This window comes from Streptomyces sp. T028, from assembly GCF_048159505.1.
Taxonomy (GTDB): domain Bacteria; phylum Actinomycetota; class Actinomycetes; order Streptomycetales; family Streptomycetaceae; genus Streptomyces.
The window spans coordinates 163,275-176,394 of the sequence record NZ_JBLRVZ010000018.1; the positions used below are offsets into that span (position 1 = coordinate 163,275).

At 68.9% G+C, this 13,120-nt stretch carries 10 protein-coding genes, 2 pseudogenes and 1 riboswitch; of the genes and pseudogenes, 3 read left to right on the forward strand and 9 right to left on the reverse strand.

Translation table 11 applies throughout. The features are described 5' to 3' along the window. Window positions 1-55: 55 nt before the first annotated feature. From ACLZN2_RS18385 to ACLZN2_RS18425, 9 genes and pseudogenes are all read right to left on the reverse strand, one after another. Window positions 56-1,392 (reverse strand): annotated as a pseudogene (locus ACLZN2_RS18385) (M1 family metallopeptidase). A gap of 96 nt (window positions 1,393-1,488) precedes the next feature. Beyond that, the gene (locus tag ACLZN2_RS18390; protein ID WP_416979552.1) at window positions 1,489-2,700 is read right to left on the reverse strand and encodes an ABC transporter ATP-binding protein; all 1,212 of its coding nucleotides are present in this window, start codon (window positions 2,698-2,700) and stop codon (window positions 1,489-1,491) included. Continuing rightward, window positions 2,697-3,794: an ABC transporter ATP-binding protein gene (locus tag ACLZN2_RS18395; RefSeq protein WP_416979553.1), complete on the reverse strand. Its 1,098-nt coding sequence runs from the start codon at window positions 3,792-3,794 to the stop codon at window positions 2,697-2,699. Before ACLZN2_RS18395 ends, ACLZN2_RS18390 begins: the two co-directional genes overlap by 4 nt. Next, a complete protein-coding gene (locus tag ACLZN2_RS18400; RefSeq protein ID WP_416979554.1) occupies window positions 3,791-4,789 on the reverse strand; it encodes an ABC transporter permease in 999 nt (332 codons plus the stop codon). The genes ACLZN2_RS18395 and ACLZN2_RS18400 overlap by 4 nt, the downstream gene beginning before the upstream one ends. A 139-nt stretch (window positions 4,790-4,928) precedes the next feature. After that, window positions 4,929-6,734, reverse strand: a complete 1,806-nt coding sequence (locus tag ACLZN2_RS18405) for an ABC transporter substrate-binding protein (protein ID WP_416979555.1) — start codon at window positions 6,732-6,734, stop codon at window positions 4,929-4,931. A gap of 116 nt (window positions 6,735-6,850) precedes the next feature. After that, a complete protein-coding gene (locus ACLZN2_RS18410; protein ID WP_416979556.1) occupies window positions 6,851-7,858 on the reverse strand; it encodes an ABC transporter permease in 1,008 nt (335 codons plus the stop codon). A 319-nt stretch (window positions 7,859-8,177) separates the two neighbouring features. Then, a complete protein-coding gene (locus ACLZN2_RS18415) occupies window positions 8,178-8,975 on the reverse strand; it encodes an enhanced serine sensitivity protein SseB C-terminal domain-containing protein (RefSeq protein ID WP_416979557.1) in 798 nt (265 codons plus the stop codon). Between the two features lie 155 nt (window positions 8,976-9,130). Continuing rightward, window positions 9,131-9,931, reverse strand: coding sequence for an enhanced serine sensitivity protein SseB (locus ACLZN2_RS18420; protein ID WP_416979558.1), 801 nt, complete (start codon window positions 9,929-9,931; stop codon window positions 9,131-9,133). A gap of 90 nt (window positions 9,932-10,021) precedes the next feature. Further along, window positions 10,022-10,792, reverse strand: a complete 771-nt coding sequence (locus ACLZN2_RS18425) for an AAA family ATPase (protein ID WP_416979559.1) — start codon at window positions 10,790-10,792, stop codon at window positions 10,022-10,024. 135 nt (window positions 10,793-10,927) lie between these two features. Continuing rightward, window positions 10,928-11,028, forward strand: a riboswitch (glycine riboswitch). A gap of 157 nt (window positions 11,029-11,185) precedes the next feature. Between ACLZN2_RS18425 and gcvT the strand changes: the two genes are divergently transcribed. From gcvT to ACLZN2_RS18440, 3 genes and pseudogenes are all read left to right on the forward strand, one after another. Continuing rightward, the gene (gene gcvT, locus ACLZN2_RS18430; protein ID WP_416979560.1) at window positions 11,186-12,304 is read left to right on the forward strand and encodes a glycine cleavage system aminomethyltransferase GcvT; all 1,119 of its coding nucleotides are present in this window, start codon (window positions 11,186-11,188) and stop codon (window positions 12,302-12,304) included. Window positions 12,305-12,583: 279 nt separating this feature from the next. Next, entirely contained in the window at window positions 12,584-12,961 is a 378-nt protein-coding gene (gcvH, locus tag ACLZN2_RS18435; protein WP_416979561.1) for a glycine cleavage system protein GcvH, read from the forward strand. Between the two features lie 8 nt (window positions 12,962-12,969). Further along, window positions 12,970-13,120, forward strand: a pseudogene (locus tag ACLZN2_RS18440) (serine hydroxymethyltransferase); the annotation flags it as partial.

A 13,120-nucleotide genomic window follows, 5' to 3' on the forward strand; every position in this document is an offset into this window, starting at 1 on the left:
CTTACATTGTCACCCAAATGGCGGCGTGCACCTTACAAAGCCAGGCCGATCTGCGTCACAGGGCGGGTTTCCCTGTGGTGAACAACCAGGTCTGGAAGAGATCGTCGAGCTGCTGCCCGGAGACCTTCTCGGCGAGGCGGACGAAGTCGTCGGTGTCCGCGTTGCCGCAGCGGTGCCGTTTCGTCCAGGCCGGGAGCAGCTTGAAGAACGCCGTGTCGCCGATCCGCTCGCGCAGGACCTGGAGGGTCATCGCGCCGCGCTGGTAGACGGCCGAGGCGAACATCGTGTCGCGCTGCGGGTCGCCGACGGTGATCCGCCAGAAGGCGGACTCGGCGGGGCGGGCGTTGTAACCGGCGAGGAAGGAGTCGTGCGCCGAGCGCGTGCCCTGGTGCTCGGCCCACAGCCACTGGGAGTAGGTGGCGAAGCCCTCGTTCAGCCAGATGTCCTTCCAGTGCGCGACCGACACCGAGTCGCCGAACCACTGATGGGCCAGCTCGTGCACGATCGTGGACTCGCTGCGCACCGCCGAGTACACCGGCTTGGACTGCACCTCCAGCGAGAACCCGGCCTGCGGCATGTCGTCCACGATCGCGCCGGTCTCCTCGAACGATGGCGACGTAGATCGGGGTGCCGCCGGGGGTGGTCCCGGTCCGCACGTCGAACTTCCCGATCGTGGCGGTCGCGAGATACGTCGCCATCGGCTTCGTCTCGCGCCAGTGGGTGTACGTCGAGGCGCCCTTGTCGTACGTCGAGACCAGCCGGCCGTTGGAGACGGCGGTCAGCCCCTTCGGGGTCCTGATCCGGATGTCGTAGGCGGCCTTGTCGGAGGGGTGGTCGCTGGACGGGAACCAGGTGGAGGCGGCGTTGGGCTCGCAGGCGACGAACACGCCGTCGTCGGTCTTCATCCACCCGTAGTCGGAGCCGAACACGATGGGGCCGCCGAGGGGTTCGGGTATGCCGCCGTAGGTGACGGAGACCTCGAAGGTGCTCCCCTTGCGCAGCGTTCCGCGCGGGGTGATCCGGATCTCGTCGCCGTCGCGGGTGAACTGAGCGCGTCTGCCGTTCACCTCGACCTTGGTGACCTCCAGCTTCTGCAGGTCCAGGTCGAAGGACGAGAGGTTCTGCGTGGCGCGGGCGGTGATCGTCGTACGGCCGTCGAGGCGGTCGGTGTCGGGGTCGTAGGCGAGGGCGAGGTCGATGGGGGTCCCCCGGCTCGAACGAAGTTGAGAGCTGGGGGAGGCGGGCGTCGAAGCCGCCGTTGCCGAGCTGCGGGAAGTAGCTGTCACCGATGCCGTCGGCGCCGGGGGTGGGGGCGGAGGACGCGGCGATGACGAGAAAAGAGGCCGCCGCGGTCGCGAGGGCCCCTAAACGTGCCGAACGGGAGAGTGCCATGAGTCGTCCCTTCGAGCGTGTGCCGACAAGTCGGACACGGACGACTCTGACCTCTCCCGTTCAGGCATGTGCATGACTTTGTCAACTCGTCATGCGCTACTTGTCGGTTGACTCCTGGCTCTCGGTCTTGGTGACCACAGGGGCCTCGGTGGTCTCGGGGGCTTCGGTGGTCTCGGGGGCCTCGGGGGCATGCGCCACGGCCTCCGGCACCAGCTCCGCCGCCTCCTTCGCGGCCGTCAGCAGGACGGTGTCCTGCGGGGCCTGGTCCGCGAAGTCCTCCGGGTGGTGGCAGGCGACCTGCTGACCGGGGCGCAGCTCCAGGAGCGGCGGCTCGGTCGTCTTGCAGATCTCCGTCGCCTTCCAGCACCGGGTGTGGAAGCGGCAGCCGCTCGGCGGCGAGATCGGCGAGGGCACATCGCCCTTGAGCAGGATCCGCTCGCTCTTGGCGTTCTTGCGCCTCGGGTCCGGGATCGGCACCGCCGACATCAGCGCCTTGGTGTACGGGTGCATCGGCGACTTGTAGAGCAGGTCGCGGTCGGCCAGCTCCACGATCTTGCCGAGGTACATCACCGCGATCCGGTCCGAGACGTGCCGGACGACCGAGAGGTCGTGCGCGATGATCACGTACGTCAGGCCCAGCTCCTGCTGGAGGTCGTCGAGCAGGTTGACGACCTGGGCCTGGATCGACACGTCCAGCGCGGAGACCGGCTCGTCGGCCACGACCAGTTTCGGGTTCAGCGCGAGCGCGCGGGCGATGCCGATGCGCTGGCGCTGGCCGCCGGAGAACTCGTGCGGATAGCGGTTGTAGTGCTCGGGGTTGAGACCCACGACCGACAGCAGCCGCTGCACTTCCTTCTTGATGCCGCCCTCGGGCGTCACGCCCTGGAGCTTGAAGGGAGCGCCGATGATCGTGCCGATGGTGTGGCGCGGGTTCAGCGAGGAGTACGGGTCCTGGAAGATCATCTGCACGTCGCGGCGCAGCGGGCGCATCCCGCCCACGCCGAGGTGCGTGATGTCCTTGCCCTCGAACTCGACCTTGCCGCCCGTCGGTTCGAGGAGCCGGGTGATCAGCCGGCCCATCGTCGACTTGCCGCAGCCGGACTCGCCGACCACGCCGAGCGTTTCGCCGGAGCGGACCTCGAAGTCCAGACCGTCGACCGCGTGCACCGCCCCGACCTGCCGCTGGAGCAGGCCCTTCCTGATCGGGAAGTGCTTCTGCAGCCCGCTGACCTTGAGCAGCACCTCACCGTCGGTACGACGGGTCTCGCCGGCCTGCGCGGGAATCGTCACCGCTTTCTCGTCACTCACAGCTTCGGCGCAATCTCTTCGGTCCAGATACGCTCCCGCTGCTCCGGCTCAAGGTGGCAGGCCGCCCAGTGCCGGCTGCCGACCTCGGCGAGCTCGGGCCGGACGGTGCGGGTGACGTTGTCCTTCGGGAGGTCCGCGTACGGGCAGCGCGGGTTGAAGGCGCAGCCGGACGGGACGTTGATCAGGGAGGGCGGGGAGCCCTTGACCGGGATCAGGCGCTCCTGCTGGTCGCGGTCCAGCCGCGGCATCGAGCCGAGCAGGCCCCAGGTGTAGGGGTGGCGGGGCTCGTAGAACACCTTCTCGGCCGGGCCGCGCTCGACACAGCGGCCGCCGTACATCACCAGGATGTCGTCGGCGAGTTCGGCGACGACGCCCAGGTCGTGGGTGATGACGATGACCGCGGAGCCGAACTCCTTCTGCAGATCCCGGATGAGGTCCAGGATCTGCGCCTGGACGGTCACGTCCAGGGCGGTCGTCGGCTCGTCCGCGATGAGCAGCTCGGGGTTGTTGACCAGCGACATCGCGATCATCGCGCGCTGGCGCATACCGCCGGAGAACTCGTGCGGATAGTTGTCGACGCGCTTGTCGGGCTGCGGGATGCCGACCCGGTCGAGCATCTCGACCGCGCGCCTGCGCGCGGTCTTCTTGTCGACGTCGTGGTGGATCCGGTACGCCTCCACGATCTGCTGGCCGATCGTGTAGTACGGGTGCAGCGCCGACAGCGGGTCCTGGAAGATCATCGCCATCTCGCGGCCGCGCAGCCTGCGGACGTAGTCCGGGTCGGCGCCGAGCAGCTCGGTGCCGTTCAGCCAGATCTCACCGGAGATCTGCGCCTTGCGCTTGCCGTACTGGCCGGCGGTGTGCAGGCCCATGATGCCGAGCGAGGTCACCGACTTGCCGGAACCGGACTCGCCGACGATCCCGAGGGTCTTGCCCTTCTCCAGCTGGAAGCTGAGCCCGTCGACGGACTTGACCAGGCCGTCGTCGGTGGGGAAGTGCACCTTCAGGTCGCGTACTTCGAGGAAGGCGGAGGGGGCCGGCGAGGCGGGGGTGGGCTCGCCCACGGCCGCTCCGGTCTTGCTGAGGTCGGTCATGCGAGCCTCACTCGGGGGTCGATCACGGCGTAAAGGATGTCCACCACGAGGTTGGCGACGAGCACCGCGAGGGAGGTGATCAGGGTGACGCCGAGGATGATCGGCAGGTCCTGGGTCTTGATGGCGTTGAGGACCGCCTGGCCGAGACCGGGCAGGTTGAACGCCGTCTCGGTCAGGATCGCGCCGCCGATGAGGGCGCCGAGGTCCATGCCGAGCATGGTGAGGATGGGCGTCATCGTGGAGCGCATGGCGTGCTTGCCGATGACGGTCTGCTCCTTGAGGCCCTTGGCCCGGGCGGTGCGGATGTAGTCCTCGCCGAGGATCTCCAGCATGGTGGCGCGGGTGATCCGGGCGTACATCGCGGCGTAGAGGAAGGCAAGGGTGACCCACGGCAGGATCATGCCGCCGAACCAGCCGGAGAAGCTGTCCTCCAGGGGCACGTACTGACCGTCGAACAGATCCAGTCCGTAGACGAAGATCGACAGGGCGATCATGCCGGTGAAGTAGATCGGCAGGGAGACGCCGGAGAGCGCGATGACCATCGCGCTGCGGTCCCACAGGCTGCCCCGCTTGAGAGCGGAGAGCACACCCGCCGCGACACCGAGGACCAGCCACAGCACGGCGGCACCGAGCGCGAGCCCCAGGGTGACCGGGAAGCGGTCGGTGAGCACCGGCCAGATGGCCTGCTCGCTGCGGAAGGAGTAGCCGAAGCACGGGGCGGAGCAGTGGACCGTGTCCCCGCCGCCCGTGTAGGTGCGGCCGGCGAAGATGCCCTTGAAGAACTCCCAGACCTGGACGTAGATCGGGTCGGCCAGACCCAGCTTCTCCCGCACGCCCTCGACGGCGGCAGGGTCGGCCTGCTTGCCCACGAAGCTCAGCGCGATGTCGACGCCCGCCCACTTGGGGATCAGGAAGAAGATGCCGAAGACCACCATGACGATGACCACGAGCATCACTGCGGCGGCGAACAACCGCCTGATGAGGTAAGCGAGCACAGCTCTCGGCCCGCCGCGGACCGCGGGCCACCGGAGTCCCCCACTGCCTCAAAGGCGTGGGAGGTACCCCCACGGTGGCCCGCGGTCACGCCGCGCCGGCCTTCACCTGCCTTTCGTGCCGTTCGGCGGGTGTGCCGGTCTACTTCTTCGGGTTCTTCAGGGCGAGGTTCACGAAGTCGTACGTGCCGTTCGTGCCCGCGCTGGTGTAGACGTTCGCCAGGTTGTCCGAGCGCCAGTTGATCGTCTTCTCGAAGGTGAAGGGCAGGTAGTACGCGCCCTCCATCACCTTGTGGTTGATCTCCGTGGCGATCTTGGTCTTGCCGGCGTCGTCCAGGGTGGTGACGTACGAGTCGAACAGACCGTCGATGGTCTTGTCCTTGATGAGGGCGTAGTTGTTGTTACCGCTCTCGGCGATGTACTTGCTGTCCCACAGCGGCAGACCGAAGCCCTGGACCGACGCGAAGTCGGCGCCCCAGCCCATGATGATGATGCCGTAGCCCTTCTTCTTCACGTTGGCGGGGCTACCGATGATGCCGGAGGTCTGCGAGCCGTCGTACTGGTCGATCTCGGCGGTGATGCCGATCTTCTTCAGCGACGCCTGCAGGGACTGGGCGGTGGCCACCTCGGCCGGCTTGTTGTTGCGGACGGCGATGGTGGTCTTGAAGCCGTTCGGCTGACCGCAGGCCTTCAGGGCCTCCTTGGCCTTGGCCTCGTCACCGCTCTTGCCGGCACCGGCGATCGCGTACGGGTCGTACTTCTGGCCCTCGCCACCCGGGAGGAACGGCGGCAGCATGTTGGTGCCGATGTCACCGCCGGCCACCGGGCCACCGCGCGCGGTCTGCAGCGACACGTGGTCGGCGCCGTAGATCACGGCCTTGCGGCACTCGATGTTGTCGAACGGCGCCACGCTCTGCGGGAAGACCGCGTAGCGGATGTAACCCGTGGTCGGGTTGTCCAGGTTGGCCTTGTGCTCCTTCAGGGCGGTGGTGCGGCCCTGCGGGGACATGCCGGTCTGGTTGATGTCCAGGTCCAGGTCACCGTTGATCAGACGCTGGTCGAGCTGGTTGGCGTCCGAGAAGAACTGGATGGTGATCTTGTCCGGGTAGGCCTTGCGGATCGGGTCCGAGTCCTGCTTCCACTCGGTGTTGCGGACCAGGGTGAGGTCCTTGCCCGGGTTGTAGGACTCGAACTTGTACGGACCCGAGGAGAACGGGTGCAGGGTGTACTTGGCCTTGGTGTCCTTGTCCTGACGGACCGGGGAGGCCGAGACCAGGGACAGGATGTCCTCGAAGTCCGAGTTGGCCTGCGGCAGGTGGAAGACGATGGTCTTGTCGTCGGGCGTGTCGATCGCCTTCAGACCGAGCTTGTCCTTGGAGGTGTCCTTGTAGGGACCCTTGTAGGCGCCGTCGGGGTCGAGGATGTCCTTCAGGTACGTCGGGCCGCCGGACAGCACGTCCTGCGCCCACACGCGCTCGATGCCGTACTTGACGTCCTGGGAGGTGATCGGCTTGCCGTCCTCCCAGGTGATGCCGTCGCGCAGGGTGTACGTGTAGGTCTTGCCGTCGTCGGTGACCTTGGCAAGGCCGGTGGCGAGGTCCGGGGTCAGCTCCGCGCCGGCCTCACCGGCCGCCGCCTTGTTCGTGACGAGCTGGCGGCTGTAGTAGCGCGCGAAGTTCCACATGAAGCCGTAGTAACCGCGCGTGGTGTCCCAGAAGTCGGCGTCCTGAGCACCGCCGAACTTCAGCGTGCCGCCCTTCTTGGCGAGCGAGGCCTGGGCGACCTTGCCGTTCGCGGCGTCGTAGCCGGCGGCGCCGGTGGCCGAACCCTTGCCGCTGTCGTTGTCACTGTCACCGCCGCCGCACGCCGCCGTGGTCAGCAGCGCGGCGACCGCGGCGGCAGCGGCAAACGCCTGCTTCCGCCGCCCTGAGGTGCGTTGGGTAGTCACGATCTCGGATCCTCCGGATTCGATGAGAGACCCCGTGTGGGTGCCACGGGACATTTGGGGTGCGGCTGTGGTGCGGGCTGTGGTGCGGCGGTTCAGTCGTGGGACCGGCCGGCGGTTCACCGGGAGGCCTTCGGGTCGAGCGCGTCCCGGACGCCGTCACCGAAGAGGTTGAACGCCAGCACGGTGATGAAGATCGCCACGCCCGGGACCACCATGTACATGGGGTCGGACTCGTAGTAGTCGATCGCGCTGGACAGCATCTGTCCCCAGGAGGCGGTGGGGGGCTTGACGCCCACGCCCAGGAAGCTGAGGGCCGCCTCGGTGAGGATGTTGGTCGGGATCATCATCGTCGTGTAGACCACGATGGGGGCGACGAGGTTGGGCAGCAGTTCCTTGAAAAGGATGTACATCCGCCCGGCGCCCAGGGAGCGGGCCGCCTCGACGTACTCGCGCTCACGCAGGGAGAGCGTCTGGCCGCGCACCACGCGTCCGATGTAGGGCCAGCCGAAGAAGCCGATGACCAGGATCATCACGAACACGCGCACGCTCGAACCGGTGAGCCCCAGCAGGTCGCTCGGCATGACGGAGACCAGCGCGATGATGAACAGCAGCTGGGGGAAGGCGAGCAGACCGTCCATCACACGGCTGATCAGGGAGTCGATCCAGCCGCCGAAGAAGCCGGCGAGGATGCCGAGGACGGTACCGAGGACCACGGCGACGACGGCGGACAGGAAGCCGACGAGGAGTGAGATCCGGGCGCCGTAGAGGATGCGGGCGAAGATGTCACGGCCGTTGACCGGCTCGACGCCCAGCAGGTGGTCGCCGCTGATCCCGCCGAGAGAGCCCGTCGGGGTGCTGAAGAGCGGGTCGATGAGGTCCTCGTGGTACTCGTTCGGGTCCTGCCCGAGCAGGTCGGTGATGACCGGGGCGAGCAGGGCGACCACGACGAGGAACAGCACCACGATGCCGCCGGTCAGGGCGAGTTTGTCCCGCTTCAGGCGTTCCCAGGCGATCCGGCCCAGGGAACGGCCCTGTACGGCCTTGGCGCCGGCGGTGGCGACCGCCGCTTCTTCAGCCGCGCTCGGGGCCGCTTCCGCGGTCGGCTCGTGCAATGGTGCCGTCATCTGGCAGGGACCCCTCTCAACCGGCGGTGACCGGCGCGCGCTTGCCGCTCGTAGCGGCGGTTTCACTCCGTCGTACACGGGGACGAAGTCCCCTGGAGCGGGAGTCTTCAACGCTTTGGCGATCTGTAGCCAGAGTTGGCGGCGAAAGGATGCGTAAACGTGATGCGACCATGGAGGTTCCGTTATCCGGACGCGGGGTAACGGGGGGCGGACGGCGACTTATACGGACACACCAGATGGAAGCGGCCTGAATCGCCGTCATCTACGCGCGAAGATCAACGGCCGTAAACCCTCAGGAGTCCACAGGGTTTACCAATTTTCAGTACCGGCCGGCCGGCGGATAGCCGTAACCGCCCGCCGGAGCCTGGGCCGGGGCGGCCGGAACGTGCGCCTCACGGTCGTAGAACGGGCGCGCGCCGGCCCGCATCCACATCACGACCGGGTCGTGCTCGTCGGTCATGGCGACCGTCGAGACCGGCAGTCCGTCCGGTACGGCGCCGATCGACTGCTGCATCATCGCCCGTACGGCGTCCACGGCCGACGGCGAAGTGTCGTACACGTCGAGGCCGATGGCCAGGTAGGGGGCGCCGAGAGCCGGCTGCACCCAGGCGCGGCGCAGCGCGCGGACCGCCGGGGTGCGGTGGGCGTTCTGCGCGAGCAGGGCGTAGAACTGCGGGATCTCGATGCCGGGTTCGGACAGCCGCAGGGGGCCGGCGGGCTGGCGGTCCAGGCCCGTCGCGATGCGGCGCAGGTCGAGCCAGGGGATGCCGACGCCGCCGCCGGGCGCGTGCGGGTTCAGCCAGAGGCCGTAGTGGTCCGGGTAGAGCGTGCGGGCCACGTCGACTCCGTCGACCACCTCGTAGCCCCGGTTCCAGCCGCTCGCGGAGAGTTCCTGGGCGGACGTGACACAGGGGGCGTAGCCGTGGCCGTCCACCTCCATGTTGCCGTACTGGGCGTCCGGGGAGCCGGCCCGGCCCTGCCACAGGAGCATCCAGACCTGGCCGGAGGCGGGGGTCGCGAGCGCGCGCAGGAGGGCCTCGTAGGCGTCGTAGCGCCCGGGCGTGACCTGGCGCAGCATGTGCTCGACCTGTCCGGCCGCGATGCCGCTGGCGCTCACCTGAACCGCCCCTTCTTTATGAGTTGCCCCGCGTATGTGAACAGCTTAAGCGCCCACTGGGTGGAAGCCGGTTGTGCGTTGGCGGGTGCGGGTGCGTGGTCGCTCTTCGCGCAGTTCCCCGCGCCCCTTCAGGTTGGCTGTTCGCCCCGGAGTTTTCAGGCGAGCCTCGTGTAGAAGGGGCGTATGCGGTCGCGCATCCATTCGGCCACCGGGTCCTGGGCCACGTCCAGGAGGATCAGGTTGACCGGCCACTTCACCGGGGTGCGGCCCATCGCTCGGCCCAGGGCGTCCAGGGGGAGTTCCCGGACGTCCTGGTCCAGGTGGGTGAGTTCCACGCCGACGAACATGACCGGTTCCGCCGTCTCGACGGCGGCCAGGCAGCGGCGGGCCGTCAGGACCACGCCCGTCGCCTCGAACTCGGCGGAGGCGGCGGCGAGGAACTCCATCGGGTCGTCCTGCCAGTCGGGCTCGAAGAGGCGGACGCGGCCGCCGCTCGCGGGGCCGTCGAGCACCGTGCGGCCGGTGCGGCACAGCTCGGCGACGGCCTGCGGGGGCAGCGGGGCGCCGACCGTGCCGTCCGGGTTGATCAGGATGCCGACCTGAGGGGGCAGCCCCCGGGCGAACTCGACCGCCGGGGCGATCGTGAACGACATGTGGGAGCCGACGGCCTGGCGGAACTGTTCCTCGGAGCTGAACACCGGCACATAGGCCTGGCCCTCCAGCTCCAGCGTGGGCAGGTCGAGGGGGCCGCTGTGCGGGCCGCCGCCGTTGGGCAGGGGCACCCAGACGAAGCTGCGCCCGAGCACCTCCACGATCCGGGCGCCGGCGCTCGGCATGCCGAGGGAGGCGGAGAGCACCTCCTCCAGTTCGTTGCCGGGCCATCCGCTGTGGGGATGGGGGTGTGCCTGCGCCGGGAAGTCCGGGGAGACCGGGAAGTCCGCCGGGGGGAAGTCCATCTGCCTACCGCCTGCTGGGAACCGCTGTTGTGGCTGAAAGGCTAGCGGGTACGAGGGGGCTTTCCGCCGTCCGTGAACGGTGGATGCACCTCATCCGGTGAACCCGATCCGGTTCAGGGTGTCCGCCGCGGCCCGGTCGAGCAGCACCGCCGAGCCGACACCGGCGGGCAGCCGGCCCTTCTCCACGGCGCGGACCAGGCGGGTGGCGGCCCTGCGGTGCCGCAGGAACGCGTACCGCGAGACGCCCCGGCCGCGCTCGCGCTGGCCCTCGATCGCGGTGTCCGCGGTGACGTCGAGGAGGAGCAGGTGCAGGGTGCCGCCGCGGCGGCGGGCCTCGCGGGCCAGCCAGTCGCGCACCCAGGTCTGCGTACCGCAGTCGTGCACGACGACGCCCTCGCCGGTGCGCAGGGCGCGGCGCAGTCCGGCGTAGTGGGCGAGGCGGACGAGGGGGCGGTAGACGGCGTACGGCAGGAAGCGGGGCGCGCGGGCGTCCCAGCGGTCGCGGGTGTCCTGGGAGTCGATCGCCGCGCCCTTCACGGCGCGCCGCATCAGCGTGGACTTGCCGCTGCCGGGCAGTCCGGTGACGACGACCAGGTCACGGGGGCCGAAGAGCAGGCCGTGCGGGCTGTGGCCGCCCCGCTCGCGCAGATCCCGGACGACGGGGACGGTCTGCGGTCCGCAGGCCGCCCGGGCCCGGACCGTGGGCTGTGCGGGCAGCGCGGGCAGCGTGAGAGCCGAGGTGGTCGCGAAGGCCGTGATCCTCGACGTGGGCCTCTTCGTGGTCCTGGCCGTTGTCCTCGCCGTGGTCCTGTCCACCGTGATCGTCCTCCCCTGGGGTTCGGGTAAGTCCCTCCTCCCCATCGAGCGTAAAGAGAAGGTAATGCGTGGTGTCTCCCCATTTCGTGCGCGTACAGACACAAGCCGGTTACAGATGCGGCCTGCCACGATCGGGCGCGGGCGTGCGATGATGTCCGCGCCAACTGCATACCGGCCGTTTGAATCCGCGCGGGAGAGTCCCCAGCAGCAGTTTTCGCCGGGGCGCCGAAGGAGCAAGTCCCTCCCTTGAATCTCTCAGGCCCCGTTACCGCGCGGGCGAGGCACATCTGAAAAGCGGGCCGCCGTCGCCGGTGGTCCCACCCAAGGTGCAAGCCGTGACCACCGTGTGGTCAGGGCGAACCTCTCAGGTTCCGATGACAGATGGGGAGGAACGGGGAGGAACGACCTCACCGTCAGGCCTTGGGAGACGACCGACCGATGAGCAGTACCGCACTCCGTCACACCGCGCTCGATGCCCTGCATCGCTCGCTCGGTGCGACCATGACCGACTTCGCCGGCTGGGACATGCCGCTGCGCTACGGCTCCGAGCGCGACGAGCACACCGCCGTGCGCGCGAGGGCCGGACTTTTCGACCTCTCCCACATGGGCGAGATCACCGTGACCGGCCCGCAGGCGGCCGACCTGCTGAACTTCGCCCTCGTCGGCGACATGGCGGCGGTCGGGGTCGGCCGCGCCCGCTACACCATGATCTGCCGGGCCGATGGCGGCATCCTCGACGACCTGATCGTCTACCGGCTCGGTGACACCGAGTACATGGTCGTCGCCAACGCCTCCAACGCGCAGGTGGTCCTCGACGCCCTGACCGAGCGCGCCGCCGGCTTCGACGCCGAGGTCCGCGACGACCGTGACGCGTACGCGCTGATCGCCGTCCAGGGCCCGGAGTCCCCCGGCATCCTGAAGTCGCTCACGGACGCCGACCTGGACGGCCTGAAGTACTACGCCGGCCTGCCCGGCACGGTCGCGGGTGTCCCGGCGCTGATCGCGCGCACCGGCTACACCGGCGAGGACGGCTTCGAGCTGTTCGTGAAGCCCGGGCACGCCGTGGAGCTGTGGCAGGCGCTGACGAAGGCGGGCGAGGGCGTCGGTCTGGTCGCGTGCGGCCTGTCGTGCCGTGACACGCTGCGCCTGGAGGCGGGCATGCCGCTGTACGGGCACGAGCTGAACACCGACCTGACTCCCTTCGACGCCGGGCTCGGCCGCGTGGTCAGGTTCGACAAGGAGGGCGACTTCGTGGGCCGCGAGGCTCTCACCGAGGCCGCCGCGCGCGCCGAGGCCAACCCGCCCCGCGTCCTTGTCGGCCTGGTCGCCGAGGGCCGCCGGATCCCGCGCGCCGGGTTCTCCGTCGTCGCGGGCGGCGAGGTGATCGGCGAGGTCACGTCCGGCGCCCCCTCCCCCACCCTGGGCAAGCCGATCGCGATGGCGTACGTCGACGCGGCCCACGCGGCCGTGGGCACACCGGGCGTCAGTGTGGACATCCGGGGCACCCACGAGCCATACCGCGTCGTGGCGCTGCCGTTCTACAAGCGCCGGAATTGAAGTTCTCTCCCGGACGAATCCGGGAGACTCTCCCTGAATCGCTCCGGGGAGTTTGACAGGTCATGCCTGTCCGACGACGACCCTTCCGGCCGCCGGAGCACGTACGGGACTCGCCCAGGGCCGGGGACTTGGTTGTCGCCCGCGACAACACACCGAGCGTGCCAGGCTCATTACGGAATGCCACCGCCGCCCGTGACCCTGGGCGCATCCCGCCTACTCACCCGCAGTTCCAGCTCCCCCACACACCAGCACTTCCCCGCGTACAGGAGAATTCAGGCCATGAGCAACCCCCAGACGATGCGTTACAGCAAGGAGCACGAGTGGCTGTCGGCCGCCGAGGACGGCGTGTCGACGGTCGGCATCACGGAGTTCGCGGCCAACGCGCTCGGCGATGTCGTCTACGCCCAGCTTCCGGAGGTCGGTGACACGGTGACCGCGGGCGACGCCTGTGGCGAGCTGGAGTCGACCAAGTCGGTCAGCGAGCTGTACGCGCCGGTCACCGGTGAGGTCACCGAGATCAACCAGGAGGTCGTGGACGACCCGGCGCTGGTCAACTCCGCCCCGTTCGAAGGCGGTTGGCTCTTCAAGGTGCGCGTCACCGAGGAGCCGGAGGACCTGATGTCCGCCGACGAGTACACCGCCTTCACCGCCGGCTGAGGAGACGTATGTCCGTCCTGAACACGCCCCTGCACGAGCTCGACCCGGAGATCGCCGCCGCGGTCGACGCCGAGCTGAACCGCCAGCAGTCCACGCTCGAGATGATCGCCTCGGAGAACTTCGCTCCGCTCGCGGTCATGGAGGCACAGGGCTCGGTCC

What these genes read in the sequence shown, in the direction of transcription:
- gcvH (WP_416979561.1), top strand. Translation starts at nt 12,584, where the DNA reads ATGAGCAACCCCCAGACGATGCGTTACAGCAAGGAGCACGAGTGGCTG.
- ACLZN2_RS18420 (WP_416979558.1), bottom strand. Translation starts at nt 9,931, where the DNA reads ATGGACTTCCCCCCGGCGGACTTCCCGGTCTCCCCGGACTTCCCGGCG.
- ACLZN2_RS18425 (WP_416979559.1), bottom strand. Translation starts at nt 10,792, where the DNA reads ATGGGGAGGAGGGACTTACCCGAACCCCAGGGGAGGACGATCACGGTG.
- ACLZN2_RS18410 (WP_416979556.1), bottom strand. Translation starts at nt 7,858, where the DNA reads ATGACGGCACCATTGCACGAGCCGACCGCGGAAGCGGCCCCGAGCGCG.
- gcvT (WP_416979560.1), top strand. Translation starts at nt 11,186, where the DNA reads ATGAGCAGTACCGCACTCCGTCACACCGCGCTCGATGCCCTGCATCGC.
- ACLZN2_RS18395 (WP_416979553.1), bottom strand. Translation starts at nt 3,794, where the DNA reads ATGACCGACCTCAGCAAGACCGGAGCGGCCGTGGGCGAGCCCACCCCC.